This is a genomic window from Massiliimalia massiliensis, from assembly GCF_900155615.1.
GTDB lineage: Bacteria > Bacillota > Clostridia > Oscillospirales > Ruminococcaceae > Massiliimalia > Massiliimalia massiliensis.
In genome coordinates this window covers 597,375-617,728 of the sequence record NZ_FUHT01000004.1, presented here as the reverse complement: position 1 = coordinate 617,728, position 20,354 = coordinate 597,375, and the positions used below count along the sequence as shown (strand labels likewise).

Sequence of the window (20,354 nt, the reverse complement as noted above, 5' to 3'; positions counted from 1 at the left end):
TTGATCAAATTTTCTCTTTATAGAGTGTTAGCTAACAAAATAAAAAAGCTATAAGGAGGAAATTAAAATGTTACTATACACCCTTACGACATCTTATTTAAAAAATGGTTCGTGGAAAGAATTCAAATATAAAGTTTCCAGTCAAATGGATGGTATTAAAATTCGAACTCTTTCTAGTAGTCCATTTTATCTTCAGTATCGTACATGTAATAAAGAAAATACTTCATTCTATTCATTTGTTAAAAGTAATGAAAACGATTATGCCGGTGCAAAGGGTAAACCGATCCAACAACTGCAGATCCAGGCATATACAAAATCCGGTACAAAACTCACTTCTAGAATCGTAGTAATGTACCGTGCTTCTGTTAAGGGCAGATGGTTGCCTTGGGTCAGTAACGCTGATCCAAAATGAATGCAAAGTGTACATACTAAATATCATCTGGACGGTACAATTGATACCTCTAGTTGGTATGTAGGTAACAAGGGACAAGATATTGATGGTCTGGAAATTCGTGTTTATGATGAGGATTCTGTAATTGATGGTGATTTCACAGGCAGAGAAGCCTCGCTGAATTTAAGTTATATGGTAAATAACTTAAATAATTGGGAGAGTTTTCCTAATGCAACATTAGCGCCACAAATTGACGGAATCAAAATTCAAACTAGTACCAGTAAAAATTACTATCTGGAATACAAGACAAAAAACGAAGGGATGTCTGACTATCTGCCTCTTGTGAAAAGTACAGGTCGAGCCAGCAATGATTATGCTGGTTTACCGGGAAAACCCATTCAGCTATTGCATATCCAAGCGTATGATAAAGATGGGACTAGACTGCGTTCCGGCGTCATTGTTATGTATCGTGTCCATGTTGAGGAAAGATGGCTACCTTGGGTAAGTAATGCTGATTCTGAGTGGATGCGTCAGGCAAAAACAAAATATGGTCTTGATGGCCTGCTAGATACAGAAAGTACTTATGCAGGAAATGACGTGCAGAATATTAACGGTGTAGAAATTATTGAGGAAAATGATACTAACGGAACAACACATACGCTAACTGGTGATTATAAGATCATCAATGTTTCATTTATTTCTCAATATCCAAAATATCCGACAGGATGTGAGAGCGTTTCTACTGTGATGGTTCTCAGGCACATTGGAAACCAAATGACTGTAGATACTTTTATTGACAAATATCTTAACAAAGGTTCAACTAAAGGATTTAATCCGTATGTTGAGTTTTTGGAGGGAATCCACGATCTACCGGAGGATGGGGATGTTTTGCAGAAGCAATCCAGCTTGCTTTAAATAAATTCCTGCCTGATACCAACTACACCTCTAAGGTACTCCGCGGAGTATCTGTTTCTGATTTATGTTCCGAATATATCGATAAAAATATTCCTGTCATCTTTTTTGCAACACAACAGATGCGAGAGATTTCCAAGACAACTACATGGTATACTGACGGAAGAAAAATCACATGAAAATCGGCCATTCCATTGTCTGCTGTTGGTAGGATATGACGATAACAATTATATCTTCAACGATCCGCAGGATTCCCGCGCACTCACCTATTACAATAAGGAATCGGTAGAAACAGCATATGATGCAGAAGGAAAGCAGGCTATTGTTATATCAAAAAAGAAAACCCACGGTGTGCGAATTGCTCACCGCAGGTGTGGGCTAGGGTGACGGAATTGTTACCCCTATGCCTAGAAGAAAAATGAGAATTGAGGGTTCGGATTTGGTTGTTTTTTTATTTTTACATTGTGATTTTTCAGTTTTACTTTTTGATGTCCTACTTTTATAAAAATGAATAAATTCAAAAAAATAGCTTAAATATTGACTTCATGTCATAAAAAAGAGGTCAAAATTTGGATGTCTTATTTTTTGAGTTTCAAATCTCGACCTGGGTTCGACTAAATCAACTCTCTGGTTAAAACTTCTTGATCAGAATTTGTAATATACCTAACGATTACACAAATCATTAATCCATTTTATGCGATCTGAATCTACTTTACACTGACGATCTGCGGTCATTAAGCCGTTCACCTCTTGCTCAACGTCTGTAAGCTGTGTGTATGCATATCCCCATACATAATCATTTTTCCAAAAAGCAAGAGTTTCTTCCTCGTAACGTTTGAAAAATTCCTCTTCATCTTCTACGGTTCCAAAATATCCCCATTCCTTATCAGAAGTTCCCGAAAAAGCGATCCCGCCATATTCTGTTATCAGAACAGGCTGTTTCCCATATTGATTGTTTTCAGAATAAAGGATTCTGCCTTGGGCATGACTTTTCATAATTGTTTCTTGGGATTTGTATTTATTTAAGATCTCTTCGACATTCGCTGTATAATCATGAATTCCACAGATGTCAGATGGACAGATCTGTTCCCAGCCGTCCTGCGTACTGACTAGGCGAATTGGATCATACGCTTTTGCTAATTCATATAATGATCTTGCCAATGCTTGTTGTTGCTCATCTTGAAATACATTTCGAATTCCCCAAGACTCATTGAAGGGTACCCAGCACACAATACAAGGATGGTTGTAATCCCGCTCTAAAAATTCCATCCATTCAGTTGTCAAGCGAACAATTTCGTTTGTATTAAACTGATATCCACTTGGCATCTCTCCCCAAACTAAGACACCTAAACGATCAGCCCAATAATAATAACGTGGATCTTCAATTTTCTGATGTTTCCGAGCACCATTAAAACCAAATTTTTTTGTCATTTCAAGATCAAGCAAAATTGCCTCATCGCTAGGAGGGGTAATTAGGCTCTCAGGCCAATACCCTTGATCCAATACCATCTTTTGAATATAGGGTTTGTTATTCAGCAAAATCATGCCATTCTTTGCCTCAATTTTCCGCATTCCAAAATAGGAGGATACCTTATCAACTTCTGCACCATCTATAGATAACATCAAACAAAGATCATACAAATTCGGCTCTTCAGGTGACCAATAATGCACCTCATCCACAGGATCCTCTTCTCTAATATCTAAAATTAGCCTAATATATTTTTCATATACCTTGGTGTTGATTACTCGACAAGTTTTCTCATGATACGAAACTAACGCAGTTAACTCTAACTTTTCGTTAGGTTCTTGGTCAAGAAAAACCTCCAATATAGCAATTCGACGATCAATATCTGGGGTGATACGCATATGATGAATATAGTTTTTTCCAACAGCTTCTAACCATACGGTTTGCCAAATACCTGTTGTAGGTGTATACCAACATCGTTCCGGTTCTTTTCCCCAATATTGCTTTCCTCTTGGTTTATCTAAAGAACAATCATCTTGTGCCATCACCGTTAAAACATTTTTTTCATCAGTAAGAAAATTTGTAATTTCAAAAGAAAAGGGAGTATGTCCTCCTTGATGTTCCCCAAGAAAAGATCCATTTAACCAAACTCGACAAATGTAGTCAACAGCGCCAAAATGCAATATTATTCGTTTACCCTCCATTTGTCGTGGAATTTGAAACTTTCGGCAATACCATACCACTTCATGCAGCTCTTGTTCATTAATCCCGCTTAATTGACTTTGATAACAGAATGGCACTAAAATTTCCCGTTCGAATGTACCATGCATATACCAACGTTCTTTTTCTCCACAATTTTTGTCATCGAAAGTAAAATTCCATGTTCCATTTAGATTTAACCAGATTTCCCTTTGGAAATCTGGACGAGGATATTCTGCTCTCGGAATTATTGTTTTTTCCATATTGTTTTATTTCTCTCTTTCACTCAAAATCACTTCTATAACACCATAGGGTTGCAAGTCCTCTTTAATCGATATTGATGAGCCGGTTATAACAAAAGTGTCAAAAGGCTTTATTGGTTTTTTGGAAACCAAGTTATTCTCATCTAATTTATAAAGATGAAGTATATATTCTTTTTTAGAACAATTTTTAAATTCTAAAGATAATTTCCTATTTTCTGCTGACATATTCCAAACCAACACGCCGTACTGTCCATCTTCCTCCCCAAAAATGCCTTCTACCGATTCATTATCAGTGAATAACCGAGAACCCTTTTCGGGAAATTTCGCTAATAATTCAAAGGCTCCAAATGACGGTTTGGGATTACCTTTCAAATCTAGCATTCCACAACGATCCACTCCTTTTCCAAAGACTTCAGGATCATTAAATTGAGCCCAATATACTGTTTTTATGTCCTTTTGAGCTGCAAAATAAGTAAAATCGTGTAATATTCGAGGCGCAGCTTGCAGATGTTCAATTGTACCATTTTCAGTAAAATCTGGTGTTGCAGGAACATAGGAATTATATTCCGTTAATAAAATTTCAATATTGCGAAATCGATCATATCCATTTAAGATTTCTTTTAATTCTCTTAGATTTTTATCTGGTTCGCCATATGCATGGTAAGAAAAAAAATCCAAGGGAAGTTCATTCTGTTCGATATAATCCAAAAATGGTTTTATCCAATTTAGATCAAAGGAAATTGCAGGGCCACCAACCAAAGCATCAGGATCTCCTTTTTTCACCCCAAGTGCCCCATAATGGTAAATCTTCAGGTAATCGTCAATTGAGCCGGTAAAAAAGACAGGCTGCAGATCCGGTTCATTCCAGATTTCATAATATTTGACCTTCCAACCCTTTTCACGCCAGTGCGCAGCATATTGCCGATTCAGTTCACACCATGCTTCCATATCTTCCGGCATCGTATTCCAATTACTACGCATCTGAAGATTTTCATTCATGTTTCCACCAGATTTTTGTTTTTCCTGAAGCGGCAAGGGGTTATAAGCATGAACATACATGATATCAACCATCTCCTCTTGTAGGGTGGAAGTTAGTTGATCCATGCCGGAAAAATTTATTTTGATATCATCTTTTGTTCCCGAAATCTGTGGAGAATCAATTTCCCTGGGAGAATTGAACTGATTATCATTTCCAAATCCCCATCCGGGGTCATAGCGAAATGCCCGAGGATTAAGTCTCTTTATTTGTTTTATGTCATTTAAAATCCGTTCCAAATCTACATAAGTGCAGACATAAAGTCCCAGCTTTCTGAAATTCAAACTTTCTTGATTTTCAGAAAAATCTACTGTAACTGCAAGCGGTTGTTGAATTGGTTCTGCTCTGTTCATCTTTCTGACCATTCCTTTCTTTTTATAAAAATGACCATTTTCTTTTGATTCGACACAAGATGCGTAAAATAATGCCTCTACTTATAAATACATAAAATACGAGAGAATTGTTTAAAAAAATTTTCTTTTAAATTTTCAGCTGAATCAACAGATCTGAACCCGTCTCAAGAGGGACGGGTTCAGAAATGGATTATTTTAATTCTCCGTTTGCCAATGCTTTTACCTCATTATCCGAAAATGCACGATTGTAAATGACCAGTTCATCCATGCTGCCTTTGAAGTAGTTGGTTGTGCTATTATGAATACGACCGACATCTAGTTCCAAAGGTGTATATAAACTTTTCTTTCCACCAATAGTCTCGGCTTCCTTGATACCGTCTACATACAGAGACATCTTACCGCTTGGGCGTTCTCTTGTTACTGTACAATAATGCCAATTTCCGTCATTGATACTGGTATTGGATTTTATGGTAACATCAGGACGACCAGTACCAAAGGCCAACTTTCCATCTAATAGGGAAACCCCAAAATCATTGGTTACTTCTGGGCATTCTCCGTCTAGAAGACCTGCACCCTCATACCATTGCGTCCCAGACATCGTTTGCGTTGTTTTTACCCAGAAACCAATTGTAAAATCATCAGCGATATTTCGGGTTAATGTTCCATAACTGGACCCGTCAAAAGTCAGAGCTTTTCCTTTCTGACCCACTATAGTAGCAACATTACCATAAAGATTGATATCATTTTGTTTATTAGAGGAGTCTATGGCTTTTGTATTGGAAACACTGTCAAAATGATATTGTCCATTTAGGAATTTATCACCAGAGAGTTCCTGAATCAAACCTTCCGGGATGAGGTAATTATAAATACGCACATCGTCAAGTAACCCTTCATAGTAATTACTTCCGGTTTGAATACGCCCCAAATTGAGCGTTGTTACCGTATCTAATGCCTGTGTACTACCTGTACCGGTAGCTTCCAGTTCTCCGTCAATATAAAGTTTCATTTTTCCGTTAGATTGCTGTCTAGTGACTGTGCACAAATGCCATGCGCCATCATTTACAGGAGTCTGAGAATAAATTGTTGTATCCGGATTACCAACACCAAAAGCCAAACGATCGCCTAATAGGCTGACTCCAAAATCATTGGTCACGCCTGGATTTTCACCATCCACTAAGCCTTTACCATAGTACCAAGGACCAGTTCCACCGGTCTGGGTGGTTTTCATCCAAAAACTTATAGTGAAATCATTTTCGACTTTATTTGCAAAATCAGCATAAGCGCTATCGCCATTAAAGATCATTGCTTTTCCGGTAAGACCTTCGTCGGTAAAAGTTGCGCCGCCATAAAGCTGTGCATTAAATCCGTTTCCAGTTTTATCGTTAGCAAAATATCCATTGTCTTCCATAGTATACCAGTTTATCAATTCTTTTTCCGGTGCTGAAGCCTTATTGATACTAAATTTTGCTTGTGTGTTCTTTCCTGCATTCTGCTGTTCAAATGAAATAATTACTCGTCCATTATTCCATCCTGCCGGAGCATAATCAGCCGGATTGATTGAGAAATCGGAAAAATTGGATACTTGAACCACTTGATCTGGTAGTTGCATAGTACCCCAAGGTAATTTGCTCTCTCTATTTGAATGATACAGACCTCCATGGAACAAAACACCTTTTTGATAGGAACCATTTACCATATAATCGATGCGGATTCCCAAAAGACTGTTGTTGTCTTTATCCTGTAATGTTCCATTAACTTCACAATTAACGTGGAAAGAATCCGGTAAATCTTCGACGGTTACGCCCACTAAAGAGTCAGCAAACTCTTCGTTTACCATACCCAAACGTGCCGTCCATGTGTTTTCATCAAAAGTGGCATAATTACTCTTTGATCTTTCGAAGAAATAATGATTTGTCTGAACAACTGTAGCAATATCCTTCTTTGAATCATCAGTAAGGAATGTACCATCTTCTACCGTCAGATATACCACACTCATTCCGGGGACTGTACCACTCCATGTAAGCCCAGAGGTACTGATATTTGTTCTAGACTCTGTAACTTGTAAGTTTTCCGATTGAGGATTGACATTATAGTTTGCATTCTGCGTATCAATACGCTGTACCTTTAAGGTTCCCTGTGAGAAAGGGATTCCATCAAGAGATACGTCGACAGACTTATCTGTTTCAAACATATTCCAAAGGACTACTGCCGCTTTATGAGAATCAGCAGATGCCATTCCTTCGATAGCTGAATCACTAATTGTCAACTGCTTACGATCAACAGGCATATCACCATAAATCTTATATGCATTAAAAACTGCTTTTCGTCGTCCATCATTGTTAATCATTCCGCAACGGTCAGCTGTATCACCAAATACTTCGGGATCATTAAATTGAGCCCAATAAACTTTTGTAAGATCTGGTTGCTGCATAAAATAATTAAAATCATGTAACAACATATAGGCCGCTTTATTCGTATCTACCGCACCATCTTGATGAAAATCAGGATACTGAACTCCTGGTTGATAGGAATTATATTCCGAGAGAATCAATTCTGTTGTAAAAAATGCTCCATCTAAATAATTGCGATAAACAGGTACTGTATCCTGCGGAAAACCAAATTTGTGAAAAGACAGGAAATCTAACGGCAGATTATTTTGCGAAACATAGTTTAAGAAGTCTGGTGTCCAGTCGGATGTAAATGCCAAAACCGGACCGCCTACTTTTGCATCAGAATCTCCTTCTTTTACGCCTTGAGCTCCATACTGATAAATTTCAAAATAATCCTCCTTGCTTCCCGTAAAGAAAATGGGCACAAGATCGGGTTCATTCCATATCTCATAAAACCCTACATTGCGACCAGTATCTTTCCAATGCTGAGCAAAAGCTTTATTTACTTGTTTCCATGCGTTCATATTGTTCGGCTTTGAAGTAAAGCTATCTCCACTTTGCAGCACTTGTGGGCTATAGCCATGAATATACATAGGATTCATGCCCCCAAGATTTAAAGCATCTGTAATGTGATCCATAATTGAAAAATTATACTGCAAATTGTCTACTGATCCAAAAATTTGTGGTGCGCCCAATTCATGTCGGTAAGCAAAGTTGTTGTTTAGAGCATCAACTCCTTCCCCCATGCCCCAACCGGTTTCGTACCGGAAGGAGTTAATATTTAACTCATCCGCTAAGTACATGTCTCGAAGCCACCGTTCTTCTCCTACATATCCGGAATTAAAAGGCGATACTTTGTTTTTTACCAAAGGATAGTCCGCAACCAGTGAAAAATTAACGTTTACTTCCACACTCGCTGCTTTCACTGTAGGGATGCTGATTGATAAGCTTGCCGTGGTCAATATGGCCACGAGGCAGAGTGATGTTAATCTTTTGATTTTCCCTTTCATTCTTATCCTCCTTTTTATTTTAAACGGACTGTAAAGCTAAATGAAAGTTGAAGACCCGTCAGCCCTTCTGGTACAATGGTTTCACCACAAAACACAGTACCTCCCGAAAGGAGACGAGTCTTCATGGCAAAATTATACCAGTTAAGCTACCCAAAGTGCAACAACAAAACAGACTTTTATCGCTACGGAAAAGATGCTCATGGTCATCAAAAGTATCGGTGCAAAAAGTGCGGACATCAGTGGGCGACGGAAACACCGCCCAAGGAGAGGCATCCGAATTATCCTTCCTGCCCAGTCTGTGGGAAAGCCACCTTCCTGCACCACGATAGGGAGCATTACAGCAACTATCGCTACTGTGACAAGAAGTGCAACCATTCCCTGTTCGTACCAAAGCCTACCGCTGTTTCAGTCCCGTCCATGTCCAAGCTGTTTGGCAAGACGGACTTCAAGCGGATGCGCTACCCTGTCCATGTGATCCTCATGGCCTTGAGTATGTTCTACCTAGGCAAAAACTCTTTCCGCAATATCGCTCTGATCCTGCGTACCGTGATGAATGTCCAGGTGTCCCACACAACCATTAGCAATTGGTGTACCCGCTTCGCCCCACTGTTCCAAAACATTGCCATACAGCTCATTCCGACACTCAATTTTAATTCAGACGAATGGCACGCCGATGAAACCGTGGTCAAGATACAGGGGGAGAAATACTATCTCTGGCTCATTCTGGACAGCGAAACCCGTTTTGTCCTCGGCTTCCATCTCGACCGCCACAGGGACAGCCCGCAAGCGTTTACCATACTGGAAGTCGTGAAGCCTATGGGGGCTCCGCAGGCCATTGTGAGCGACCGCTATTTTGCTTACCAGATGCCTGTCAAGACGCTACATGGGGTGCAGCACATCCGTGTGGAGAGTTTCCACGATGATATTACAAACAACCTCATTGAGTGCTTCAACAAGCAATTTAAGGCATGGTACAAAACCAAACAGGGCTTTTCGTCCTTTGCTTCTGCCAACAACCTCATTTCCATGTTCATCTTTTTCTACAAGTTTGTCCGCCCTCACTCCGCCTTGAACGGTCTTACTCCGGCTCAGTGTGCTGGCCTTCATCTGTCCAAAAAGCGTAAACGAGAGCTTCTCCTCGTTGCGTAACTATATTCGCTGATCTTGGGTCCTATTTTTTCATTTTTACTTTACAGTGCCATTTTAAAGACCCAATGTTTTCAACTTTCGACCTTTGCTATTAAATTATCCTTTCATTCCAGACATGGATATTCCTCCAATTAGTTTATCTTGAGCAAAGAAAAATACGAGTAACGGGGGAATAGAGTAGAGAGTTGACATTGCCATTCTATGTCCCCAGTTTACCGAACTGTAAAGTCGCTCACTGTTAATCGAAGCAATTCCCAGTGCCATGGTCCATTTATCACGAGTTTGCAGATAAATCAACGGTCCCATATAATCGTTCCATGTATTCATAAATTGGAAAATAACACAGGTTGCCAAAACAGGCGTTAACAACGGTAATAAAATCTTAAAGAAAATCTGTAATCGGTTACAGCCGTCTATTGTTGCAGCCTCATCCAATTCTGAACTAATCCCTTTCAAATACTGATGAATCAAAAAGATAAAAAATGGAAATCCAAACATATTCGGAACAATCAGAGCAGCATGTGAATTGATCCATCCTAACAGATTAAATTCCATATACTGAGGCAGAATCAATACCTCATTCGGCAAAATCATGGTAGCAAGTACAATTACAAATAATATATTTCTTCCACGAAACCGAATTCTTGCAAATCCGTATGCAACAAGCGCAGAAGAAAGTACTGCAAGTATAACATTGCATCCCACGATTTTTAAGGTATTTATAAGATAAAGGGTAAAATCCTGCATTGTCCAAGCTTCTCCATACCACTGAAAAGTTATAGGGTTTGGTATCAACTTAGGCGGAAACGCAAAAATGTCTGTTCCGACTTTCAAAGAGGTAGACAGCATCCAGTAAAATGGGAAAATAAACAAAATTGAAAGCGCGATCAGGACCAGGTACCGGAATAGTCGCGAGAAAGAAACCACTTTTTGTTTCATCTAATTACACCCCTTTATCTTCATTATTGTTTGAAAACTTCATAATTACCAAAGTACAGACTAATACTATGATAAAGAAAACCCAAGCTATCGCAGAGGCATATCCCATTTTCATGTCATTAAACCCTTTTTTATATAAATACATAACCATAAACAGCAAGGAGTGTCCTGGGTTGCCATCCGTTCCGGCCAATGTCTGAGCCTGTGTAAAAGTACGAAATGCTCCAATAACCGTTGTGATAAGATTAAATACAATAATCGGTTTGATTTCAGGTAAAGTTATGTAAAAAAGTTTCGCAAAAGCACCCGCTCCATCCAGCGAAGCACTTTCATAAAGATGAGGGGGTACATTTTGTAGAGCTGCCAAAAAGATAACCATTGGAGCCCCAACAAAAGTAGTACACATAATAATCAAAAAAGCCCATGGAGCATATGCCGGATTTCCCAACCAGTCTGGTCCACTGATTCCAAATAACGACAGAACATAATTGATAACTCCAAAGTCTGGGCTAAAAATCCAAGACCAGACCAGCGCCACCGCAATTCCCGAGACTACGGAAGGAATATAGAATGCTGTTCGAAAGAAATACATGGCTTTGGAATTTATGTTCAATAATAATGCAAGTGCAAGTGACAAAATAATTGTGATTCCAACACTCGTCACTACAAACCGGGCAGTTACCCATAATGATTTCAAAAATAGATCATCATGAAATAAATCAATATAATTTTGAATACCAACTATCTGGTAATCTGTAAACATATCCCAATCAGTAAAAGAAATAAACAGACAAAAAGCACCGGGTATCAATGTGAATACTAAAAACCCAATCAACCATGGAGAGATAAACAAATACCCAGACAGATTATCTTTCCATCGGCTTTTTTTCATACCTTTCGTCATAAACTCACCTCTGTTTTCCCAGACACGCTAAATAAAATGTGCCTTTACTATTTCTGAGAGAAATAGGCGATAGAATATGAACACGTTCTACCGCCCATTTCCTTAACACTAAGGATTTCTTATTCTGCTTTTTTAACCGCTTCTACTGCTTCATCTAAAGCTTGTTTTGAATCTTTTCCCTCTACAACTACAGCACTAATAGCATTCACCATTGCATCATTTAAGGCAGAAGCTACAGGACTATAGGTACCAGCTGGTTTTGGATAAACATATTTATCCGTATTAAGTATTGGATCTGCGAAAACCTTGAGCAATGGATCATCCATCAATTTTAATTCTTCAACCAAAGCGGTAGTTCCTGGAACAGACCAACCACGAGAGCAAAAATCTCTTGCAGTTTCTTCACCCACACGAGCTGCTACAAACTTAAATGCTTCATCTTTATTTTTGCTATCCTTGCTGATGCAAAGAGGATTTGTAAATGTAACATTGACAGCAGGTTTATCACCCTTATTTGCTACCGGCAGACCTACAACGCCCAGATTATCCATATCAAAGGTTCCGCCCGCTTCTAAAGACTGTACAAACCCAGAGAAAGCATAATGCATGGCAAGCTGACCACTCTTGAACATTTCATCTCCGCCGCCAGCTGCCTTGAGTGAAGTGGATTGTGGAGAAACACCGTCTTTTACAAAGCTGGTGTACCAATCCAGAGCCTCTACCATCTTATCAGAATTCATAACGCCATCATAATTTAAGTCGTCATCAATGATTCGCGCGCCATTGCCCCACATCATGGTTTCATATTGACCACTCCAGTCAAGCTGAATGTCAATTCCGTATACTTTATCCGCGCCATCGCCTTTCGTCATTTGAGTAGCAATATTTTTGCAGTCATCCCATGTCCATCCTTCTTGTGGATAAGCAACTCCGGCATCATCAAATAATTGCTTGTTATAATAAATTCCAGTAACGCCTGCCCAACCGAATAAGCCATAAATTTTTCCATTGTAACTTCCGCTCTCAATTAAAGCAGGATTCTGGACGTCTAAATCAAAATTATATTTTGCAATATAATCATCCAAAGGTTCAAAAACATCCATCTTAAACATTTCCTGCCAGCCATCTACCCATGCAACATCAGGAGCAGTACCCGAAGAGAGTGAAGTTTTCAGTTTGGTCATATACCCATCGCCAGCAGTTGGTTCATACTGGATGGTGACGTTCGGATTATCTTTCATATATTTATCGATAAATTCTTCACTAAATGTTTGCCAGTCTCCATCTTCCCATGTCATGTAACGTATTGTTACCGGTTCACCAGTTTTTGCCTCCGAACCACCTGATTCGGAACTATCACCATCTGGTGTGGTTGTTGTACCGCAAGCGGTAAAAAGCATACTGCTTGCCATTAAAGCTGCCAATATTGAAATAAAATGTTTCTTTTTCATAAACTGCCTCCTGTTCATTTATCTTTGCAACAAGTTTCATTGATAGAATTAATTCTATGGTTTTATTATAAACAAAATACTTCTTTGCCACAATCCACTAAAATTTAGTTAATGTTCAATATTCTTAGATTTTAATAGCATTTTTCTCACTAGCCATCCTTATGATAATTTGTTATAATTTATAAAAACAAAAGAAATTAGGGGGATTCCTATGAAAAGACGGGTCACATTCTCTCTACAGCACAAATTATTATTGGTATTTCTTCTCTTTCTCTTTATGCCTCTACTTATAATGGGGTTTTTAGTACATAACCGTTACTACAACTATTTTTTGGAGAAAGAAATTACACTTTCCTCACAAAAAATCGATGAAGCTACCCTTAAATTGGAAGATTATATAGAGCAGATTGATCGGTTGACTTTTGATATTGTTTATAACGAGGATATCCAAGATTTACTAATGGATTTTAACCCCAATCGATTTATCGGTACTCGTGTGGAGTCCAAGTATTTTCAGGATCAATTTGGTGTGAATCGTTTGGATGACAACAACATTTATTATTTAAAAGTATCGACACTGGATGGGCAGATCGGCATTTCGGTAGGGAATACTTTTCCTGAGGATGAAAATTTTGACAATACTTTTTCAGATGGGACACAAAAAAGTTTGTGGAATCTCCCCAGAACAGTCTCTACCTTTTATAATGATCAAGTTTCTCTTATTTCTTTCTATCAAAAAATCACGACCTCTTATGGTCAAATCCCAATTGGTACCTTGCGAATAGATATACGGGAACAAGAATTTATTGATCTAATGTCTGAATTTAATTACCTACCTAATTCAATGGTCCTGTTATTAAACCGTGATGGCAAAATAGTCTCTTCTTCCGGAAAGCTGCAGGAAGAGGGTGTGCTTACGAATATTAAAGCTCAATGTATTGATCTAGAGTCCACCGAAGCAAAAACTTTTACATTGTCATCAAAGAGTGGAGATCATTATCTTATTGTCGGAAATCCAATTAACAATGGATGGCGTTTGGTACATGTTATCCCTGCCTCCAGTATTGAGGAACAGGCTTTGTCTATCAAGCAATACACATATATTGTTGCTTTCGGTGTTATCCTGTTTTCTCTCATTCTTTGTATTTTACTTTCGTTTTTCATATTAAGACCTTTAAAGCGGCTTATGACAGCAACACAAGATTTACAAGACGGAAATTTAAATACAAAAGCCGATATTCGTTCACGGGATGAATTCGGGCAGCTCGCAGATAGTTTCAATCAGATGACAGATCGAATCGGTTTTCTAATCCAAAAGAATGCTGAAATTAAACGTCAGGAAACAATAGCAGAACTATTATATATGAATTCTCAAATCAATCCTCATTTTTTATATAACACTTTGGACAGTATCCGCTGGAATGCACGACGACAAGGGGCCTTGGAAGTCAGCCAGCAGATAGAGATGCTTTCTGATTTGTTTCGGTATTACTTGAGTAAGGAAAGTAAGTTTGTCACATTTCAGGAAGAGATTCACCATATTGAAAATTATTTAAATATCCAGAAATTGCGTTTTAAAGAGAAATTATCCTATACAATTGATTTTGACAATCAGGTGAAATCGTTGTATACTATCCGGCTTATCTTACAACCGTTGGTAGAAAACTCCATTGTACATGGACTGGAAAATAAAATTGATGATGGTCATTTATCCATTATAGGAAAAATTGACAATGAGGATGTCATTATCACTGTCAAAGATGACGGTATTGGAATCAATGAAGAACTGGTGATGAAACAGTTACTTGACAATAATCCCCAAAAGGCTTTTGCGTTAAAGAACATTGATGACCGATTGCGATTGCATTTTGGTAAGGAATACGGAATAACATTTCATAGCATTCCAGGAATCGGAACTAACGTTACTTTACGGCTTCCTATTTTGATAAAGCCGCCTAGTGACGATTTACCATTATAAAAGGAGGTCCCTATGAAATTATTAGTTGTCGACGATGAGTCCAGTATTCGGGAAGGTTTAGTGGAGACGATCGATTGGAGATCTATTGGAATTGATTCTGTATCCAGTGCTAAGAATGGAATTGAAGCAATGAAATATATTCGTCAGTCGACACCCGATATTTTGTTAACCGATATCAGAATGCCTGGTATGGATGGTTTAGAACTTGCAGAATGTGTATCAAGACTGTATCCAAAAACAAAAATTCTATTATTGAGCGGATACACTGATTTTTCTTATGCAAAACAAGCCATTTCTATTGGTGTGAAGGAATATCTGGTAAAGCCGGTCAATATAGACGACCTTATTGACAGAGTGCGAATGACCGTTGAAGAGATCAAGCACAGCACTCCTATATTACAGACATCAAACGACTTCTCCTCTACGATCAAAAAACTCTTAAAAGATCCTAATTTAGTTAAAGAAGAACTTGCTCTTTTCATTCATTCCGCCGGATTTCGTTGGAATCAGCCTTATCTTCTGACAAGTCTGGTAGAACTATTACCATATGATCCGCTTGATGAAGCTAAACCAGCCCCATTGGATTTAACAGAAATCACTGATGCTTTGTCTCATTCATACCCAATCGAAGTATTTTGGATGCCTGGAAATAAAGCAAATCAGATTTTGTTGTTTTTTAATCTTTCTTCAGCATCAGATTCGTCATCCGTGCAAGAGACTGCTTCAAACTTCATCGATACATTTTGTCAAAAATATAATCAACAATCTACGATAGCTTTTAGCGATATGTTTTCTGCTTATTCGTTTCAAAGTGCCCTTCGAGATGCAGAAAAAACATTGCAGTACCGCTTTTTTATTGGCAATGGAGTCACACTCACTTCACAACAATTTTCTAAAAAACAGTTCGAACACCCCATTTCTCCCGATTCTATTCGAGGAGAATTAACTAAAGCCATTCGATCTGTGAATATCGAATCCTGTCTCCATTTACTACACCCCTTATTTCAAAGCTATCGTTTTTCAGATATCACGGATATTAAAACTATCCAAAACTACTGTTTTCAATTAGTTTCTATGCTATCGGTCCAGATAGACGATAGAGTGGATGTTAGAAATAATTTACTTAATTTAGGCTATATTCAATATGTAAAGCACTTCTCTATATTAGAAGAATACATTCATCAGGTTGAATTTTTTTATTGTGACATTCTAGCGATTATCAAGCAAAATCAGCCTTCAAAAAGCAGATGGATCATCAAACGGGCAAAGGACTTTATGAATCAAAATTATACATTGCCTTTATCGGTAGAGCAGATTGCACAACAGGTGGAGCGGAGCCCAAGTTATCTCTGTCATATTTTTAATTCGATTGAAGGAATTCCTATCACAGAATATTTAAATAAACTGCGTGTACAAAAGGCAAAGGAATTGCTTCGCGGTACATCCATGATGTCTTATGAAATCGCAGAATACGTTGGATTTAAAAATTATCGATATTTTACGCAAGTCTTCAAAAAATATACTGGAAATTCTCCTACTCATTACCGAAATATTCAAGGAAATAATTAAGGTAATTCATTTTCCAACTAGTTAATTGATGTTTCAAATATAGCATCCTTCTGTATGATAATCCAGAATCAAAAAATTTGAATTTTTCAATTATTATTAACTTCTTTCTACCACAAGCTCCAATCCCTTAATAAAACAGTAGGAACAGAGAAACACCGGTAGTATATACTCTGCAGGTGTTTCTCTCAATGATACAATACCCTAAGAAATCGGAATATTCTGTGAGATCAAGATTCTCCGTTAAAATAAGGTTTACCATTTCTTCTGTTTCGGATTCCACTGCTTTTATATGTTCTGCCGAAGATTCGGTTTGTTTTTTCTGCGCTTTAATTTAAGAATGGCGCACTGAGCTGTTCCAGTTTTCTGTCAATGATCTCATTCTCATCTACCGCCAGAACCAGCAGTCGATCGAATTCGGTTTCCAATTCTTTGATTTTGTTCTCTATTATAATAGGGATTACTTCTTCCTTTTCTCCAGTCACACGATGATGAGGGTATCTTGCAATGCGGCAGTCACTTCTTTATGCTGATTATGTATCAGTGAACGAATCCCTTGAGTTATAGCATGATAAAGCATGGTTACTTCTATACTTGGCGAATTCCCGCACGATTTCGGTCCAAACTCCAATCGGTTAATGCACCGCCAGACAATTTGCTTTCTACCGTGAATATTCCATGTCACTCTGCGGAAGTAACAGCTGCAGTTCCCACAAACTAACCTTTCGGATATATCTTGGTTATATCATAGAGGATCAAATAATTTATATCATAAATTTTAAAAAGGTAAATATTTGGATATCCATTATCCAAATATCTACCTTTTATTTTTTAATATTAAAATCCAGGAGAAAATACATGTTGAATAATTATAAAAGACAAGTTCAACCTTTTTAATATTTACAAAAAATTCATATTTACAAGGTTCGGTTTTTAGCTCGTTTTTACCTTGTCTTCTATATGAAGGGGTAAGGTGATGCGAGATGTTGTTCTTTCCTTTAAAAGCTGAAAATGTTAGTGATGAAATAATTGAATACATTGATAAATATTTGAAAACTATCATCAATAATACTCAAAGGCGATTTTGTAAAGATCAACAGAAAGCCCAAAAATATGACATCATATTCGTAGAACTGGAAAAATTCCAGGAAAATTTATATTTTATTGATTCAGATTTAGAAGAGGTAAACTGTGGTCATATTGAGTTTGCAAATAATAATATCTCTATTCAACAAATCGAATTAGAAGAGGCTATTAGCCAATTAACAGCAAAGCAAAAAAATGTTCTAATTAAAAATGTTCTTTTTGAGATACCTCTTTATCAAATAGCTAAAGAAATGGGAATCAGTACAAGAATGGCAGAAAAGCACAAATCCCTAGCTCTCAAGTACCTTAGGAGGAGGCTCCACGATTATGAAAAAATATGATTCGCAAAAGCAAATCCCTTTACCGTCTGCAAATTTAATTTTAGATTTTATTAACAATCAATCTGATACTGATTTACAGCTTCTAAATTTTTATAGTAAATACATACGAAGCGCTTCAATGCGACCAGTTTATTCTCCAGACGGAATAATTGTCGGAAAAGTTTTTGATGAAGATTTAGAACAGGAAATAAAAATTGCATTGATTAAAGGTTTACCTGCTTTAAGGAAAGCACTTTTACAGCGGTTTTTCCATAAACCATGACACATCCTGTATCAATACAGGCAATCGGCCTGATATGATAAAATTGGTATCTTGAAAAATATGTCTTATTAGACATCATGGTAGCATACTGTATAACTAACCGGCGAGCGGCGCATTTCTGCGATAATCCATTACTTGACAAATAATGGCTGCTATAACCCGGGATAATGATACATGTCGTATGGCTTAGCGACGCTGGCTATTACCCAGCCACAACTTAGTAACGTAAATTTGTTGTGATGCGGTACATATAACTTTGTGCAATCGTTGCACAAAGTTATATGTGAGTCAACCGATACAGTATGTCCCATTATAGATGGGGCCTAAAAAATCTATATACGCAAAATATTTTTATTTATTAAAAAGACGCATGCCTACACGTTTCATCAATGTTCAACGTCCAAAACAATCAATATCGAAATTTGACAGAAGATTTTCTTCCAATAGAATAAAGGAGGGAGAATAATGAGTATCACATTATATACCGTCAAAGAAATTTCTCAAATTATACATTCCAATCCAAGCTATGTGTATGATTTGATCCGAAAAGGATTTCTTCCAGCAATGAAGCTCGGAAGTTATAAAGTAAGAGAGGAGGCTCTAAAAATGTTTTTGTTGGAAGCTGAGGGAAAAGATCTGACGGATCTGGATGATGTGAAAGAACTCCCTAAAATCAATGATGGAGGCGATCACAATTGGCTCAAGTCACATGTATGAAACGCGGAAAAAAATGGCAGTATCGTTTTGAGGGTGCACCAGTCAATGGAAAAAGACAACGTTTTACCAAAAGCGGATTTTCTACAAAAAAGGAAGCAATGACTGCTGGTACGAAAGCTTTAGCCGAATATGAAAATTCCGGATTAAGGTTTATACCTTCCGAAATAAGTTATTCAGACTACTTAGATTATTGGCTAAAGGAATATTGTCAAATCAACTTAAAGGAGTGTTCATATTTAGGGTATCAAAAGAAAATCAACAACTATATTCGCCCAGTATTAGGAAAATATCACTTACATTCTATTACACCTGCAATTCTCCAACAATTTTTAAATGAAAAATTTAACGAAGGATTCAGCAGAAACACGTTAATTTGTTTAAAGGCTCTATTGAGCGGCTCACTATCTTACGCAGTGGAACCTCTGCGATTTATCCAGTCAAATCCAATGCAAGGAATTAAACTCCCTTCTCCACGAGCTAAAGCAGATATCCCAACTCGTTCTCACCCAAGAGAAATTATTTTGGAGAACGAATGGAATAAAATCATTAGCCGCTTCCCTTTTGGAAATTCATGCTATATTCCCCTTTTGCTGGCTTATCGCTGTGGATTGCGGTTAGGTGAGGCTTTTGCGATTGACCGTAAACATGATATCGACTGGGAACATGGAATATTGGACATTAACAAGCAAGTTCAAAATCTAAAAGGATACTGGACCTTTACAGAACCCAAATATAATTCTTTTCGCAAAATAAAATTAGATAAAATTACGTTAGAAGAATTGCGGAAAGTCTCAATTTTTGAAGATCGTGCAATAGCATTCTACAGAGAATGCTATATCCATCTTTATGAAAATCCAAAACGTCAAATTGTAACAGAGAAAGGAGTAGACTGTAAAGAAATACATATGCTGAACGTAAGAGAAAACGGTTCATTTATCTCTCCTCGCATTATGATGCACTGTGCAAGAGTCATTCATTATGACCTGGGTTATGCGCACTATACTTATCATGCACTTCGGCATACACATACAACTATGCTGATTGAAAGAGGAGCATATATTAAGGATGTACAGGAACGCCTGGGACATAAGAGTGTTCAAGTCACTTTACAGATTTATACACATATCACTCAAGCTATGAAACAACAGACAACCAATATCTTAGAGAATATTCCGGTAAACGGAAATGGGAGTAATCTTCAACAGATTCAAGATCAAAAAAGTATTGAAACGATATTGCAGGATGTCAGTATATACCCGCAGAAATCCAGCAGTGATGCGACTTCGCCGACCCATGTACCCAACCTCGGGGTACAAAACTGTACCCCATTCAGAAATTCAGGGTACAATTTGGGTACAAATGCCACATTCCTATCTTCTTCAGAAGATTTTGAGACAAAAAAAGAGCCGCTCAACGAGCAGCCCTTTTTAAGATGAACCCAC

16 protein-coding genes are annotated in these 20,354 nt (G+C 37.7%); 9 read left to right on the top strand and 7 right to left on the bottom strand.

From position 1 onward, the window contains the following. Window positions 1–67 precede the first annotated feature (67 nt). Both CZ360_RS11520 and CZ360_RS11515 read left to right on the top strand, forming a co-directional pair. Complete coding sequence (locus tag CZ360_RS11520; RefSeq protein WP_077534334.1) at window positions 68–412, top strand: hypothetical protein; 345 nt, start codon at window positions 68–70, stop codon at window positions 410–412. Further along, a complete protein-coding gene (locus tag CZ360_RS11515) occupies window positions 413–1,306 on the top strand; it encodes a C39 family peptidase (RefSeq protein WP_077534333.1) in 894 nt (297 codons plus the stop codon). It begins immediately after the preceding gene. 660 nt (window positions 1,307–1,966) lie between these two features. Here the strand turns inward: CZ360_RS11515 and CZ360_RS11510 are convergent. The 3 genes from CZ360_RS11510 to CZ360_RS11500 all read right to left on the bottom strand — a co-directional run bounded on the left by CZ360_RS11510 (window position 1,967) and on the right by CZ360_RS11500 (window position 8,519). After that, the gene (locus CZ360_RS11510; protein ID WP_077534332.1) at window positions 1,967–3,730 is read right to left on the bottom strand and encodes a glycoside hydrolase family 2 protein; all 1,764 of its coding nucleotides are present in this window, start codon (window positions 3,728–3,730) and stop codon (window positions 1,967–1,969) included. A 6-nt stretch (window positions 3,731–3,736) separates the two neighbouring features. After that, entirely contained in the window at window positions 3,737–5,119 is a 1,383-nt protein-coding gene (locus tag CZ360_RS11505) for a GH39 family glycosyl hydrolase (RefSeq protein ID WP_159438269.1), read from the bottom strand. Between the two features lie 190 nt (window positions 5,120–5,309). Beyond that, window positions 5,310–8,519 (bottom strand): LamG-like jellyroll fold domain-containing protein, encoded by a 3,210-nt coding sequence (locus tag CZ360_RS11500; RefSeq protein WP_077534330.1) that lies wholly within the window; start codon window positions 8,517–8,519, stop codon window positions 5,310–5,312. A 123-nt stretch (window positions 8,520–8,642) separates the two neighbouring features. Between CZ360_RS11500 and CZ360_RS11495 the strand changes: the two genes are divergently transcribed. Then, on the top strand, window positions 8,643–9,668 hold the full coding sequence (locus CZ360_RS11495) for an IS6 family transposase (RefSeq protein WP_077534329.1): 1,026 nt from the start codon (window positions 8,643–8,645) through the stop codon (window positions 9,666–9,668). Window positions 9,669–9,764: 96 nt separating this feature from the next. Here the strand turns inward: CZ360_RS11495 and CZ360_RS11490 are convergent, their stop codons facing one another. From CZ360_RS11490 to CZ360_RS11480, 3 genes are all read right to left on the bottom strand, one after another. Continuing rightward, window positions 9,765–10,607 carry a carbohydrate ABC transporter permease gene (locus CZ360_RS11490; protein WP_077534328.1) on the bottom strand — a complete coding sequence of 281 codons (843 nt, stop codon included), beginning with the start codon at window positions 10,605–10,607 and terminating at the stop codon, window positions 9,765–9,767. Between the two features lie 4 nt (window positions 10,608–10,611). Next, on the bottom strand, window positions 10,612–11,511 hold the full coding sequence (locus tag CZ360_RS11485; RefSeq protein ID WP_077534327.1) for a carbohydrate ABC transporter permease: 900 nt from the start codon (window positions 11,509–11,511) through the stop codon (window positions 10,612–10,614). 119 nt (window positions 11,512–11,630) lie between these two features. Next, window positions 11,631–12,962, bottom strand: a complete 1,332-nt coding sequence (locus tag CZ360_RS11480) for an ABC transporter substrate-binding protein (RefSeq protein WP_159438268.1) — start codon at window positions 12,960–12,962, stop codon at window positions 11,631–11,633. 211 nt (window positions 12,963–13,173) lie between these two features. Between CZ360_RS11480 and CZ360_RS11475 the strand changes: the two genes are divergently transcribed. Together CZ360_RS11475 and CZ360_RS11470 are read left to right on the top strand one after the other, a co-directional pair. Continuing rightward, window positions 13,174–14,940: a sensor histidine kinase gene (locus CZ360_RS11475; RefSeq protein ID WP_077534325.1), complete on the top strand. Its 1,767-nt coding sequence runs from the start codon at window positions 13,174–13,176 to the stop codon at window positions 14,938–14,940. Between the two features lie 12 nt (window positions 14,941–14,952). After that, on the top strand, window positions 14,953–16,509 hold the full coding sequence (locus CZ360_RS11470; protein ID WP_077534324.1) for a response regulator transcription factor: 1,557 nt from the start codon (window positions 14,953–14,955) through the stop codon (window positions 16,507–16,509). Window positions 16,510–16,987: 478 nt separating this feature from the next. Here CZ360_RS11470 and CZ360_RS14395 read toward each other — a convergent pair whose 3' ends face one another. Further along, complete coding sequence (locus CZ360_RS14395; protein WP_077534323.1) at window positions 16,988–17,239, bottom strand: recombinase zinc ribbon domain-containing protein; 252 nt, start codon at window positions 17,237–17,239, stop codon at window positions 16,988–16,990. 250 nt (window positions 17,240–17,489) lie between these two features. On the opposite strand from CZ360_RS14395, the gene CZ360_RS11460 reads away from it, so the two are divergent. The 4 genes from CZ360_RS11460 (at window position 17,490) to CZ360_RS11445 (ending at window position 20,348) form a co-directional block, all read left to right on the top strand. Next, a complete protein-coding gene (locus CZ360_RS11460) occupies window positions 17,490–17,933 on the top strand; it encodes an RNA polymerase sigma factor (RefSeq protein WP_077534322.1) in 444 nt (147 codons plus the stop codon). Beyond that, window positions 17,920–18,195: a helix-turn-helix domain-containing protein gene (locus CZ360_RS11455; protein WP_077534321.1), complete on the top strand. Its 276-nt coding sequence runs from the start codon at window positions 17,920–17,922 to the stop codon at window positions 18,193–18,195. The genes CZ360_RS11460 and CZ360_RS11455 overlap by 14 nt, the downstream gene beginning before the upstream one ends. A gap of 465 nt (window positions 18,196–18,660) precedes the next feature. After that, window positions 18,661–18,912, top strand: a complete 252-nt coding sequence (locus CZ360_RS11450) for a helix-turn-helix domain-containing protein (protein WP_077534320.1) — start codon at window positions 18,661–18,663, stop codon at window positions 18,910–18,912. Next, entirely contained in the window at window positions 18,891–20,348 is a 1,458-nt protein-coding gene (locus CZ360_RS11445; RefSeq protein WP_077534319.1) for a site-specific integrase, read from the top strand. Before CZ360_RS11450 ends, CZ360_RS11445 begins: the two co-directional genes overlap by 22 nt. Window positions 20,349–20,354: the final 6 nt, after the last annotated feature.

Bases quoted from the DNA above. Each gene is read 5' to 3' on its own strand.
- CZ360_RS11520 (WP_077534334.1), top strand. From the start codon at position 68: ATGTTACTATACACCCTTACGACATCTTATTTAAAAAATGGTTCGTGG.
- CZ360_RS11515 (WP_077534333.1), top strand. From the start codon at position 413: ATGCAAAGTGTACATACTAAATATCATCTGGACGGTACAATTGATACC.
- CZ360_RS11510 (WP_077534332.1), bottom strand. From the start codon at position 3,730: ATGGAAAAAACAATAATTCCGAGAGCAGAATATCCTCGTCCAGATTTC.
- CZ360_RS11505 (WP_159438269.1), bottom strand. From the start codon at position 5,119: ATGAACAGAGCAGAACCAATTCAACAACCGCTTGCAGTTACAGTAGAT.
- CZ360_RS11500 (WP_077534330.1), bottom strand. From the start codon at position 8,519: ATGAAAGGGAAAATCAAAAGATTAACATCACTCTGCCTCGTGGCCATA.
- CZ360_RS11495 (WP_077534329.1), top strand. From the start codon at position 8,643: ATGGCAAAATTATACCAGTTAAGCTACCCAAAGTGCAACAACAAAACA.
- CZ360_RS11490 (WP_077534328.1), bottom strand. From the start codon at position 10,607: ATGAAACAAAAAGTGGTTTCTTTCTCGCGACTATTCCGGTACCTGGTC.
- CZ360_RS11485 (WP_077534327.1), bottom strand. From the start codon at position 11,511: ATGACGAAAGGTATGAAAAAAAGCCGATGGAAAGATAATCTGTCTGGG.
- CZ360_RS11480 (WP_159438268.1), bottom strand. From the start codon at position 12,962: ATGAAAAAGAAACATTTTATTTCAATATTGGCAGCTTTAATGGCAAGC.
- CZ360_RS11475 (WP_077534325.1), top strand. From the start codon at position 13,174: ATGAAAAGACGGGTCACATTCTCTCTACAGCACAAATTATTATTGGTA.
- CZ360_RS11470 (WP_077534324.1), top strand. From the start codon at position 14,953: ATGAAATTATTAGTTGTCGACGATGAGTCCAGTATTCGGGAAGGTTTA.
- CZ360_RS11460 (WP_077534322.1), top strand. From the start codon at position 17,490: ATGTTGTTCTTTCCTTTAAAAGCTGAAAATGTTAGTGATGAAATAATT.
- CZ360_RS11455 (WP_077534321.1), top strand. From the start codon at position 17,920: ATGAAAAAATATGATTCGCAAAAGCAAATCCCTTTACCGTCTGCAAAT.
- CZ360_RS11450 (WP_077534320.1), top strand. From the start codon at position 18,661: ATGAGTATCACATTATATACCGTCAAAGAAATTTCTCAAATTATACAT.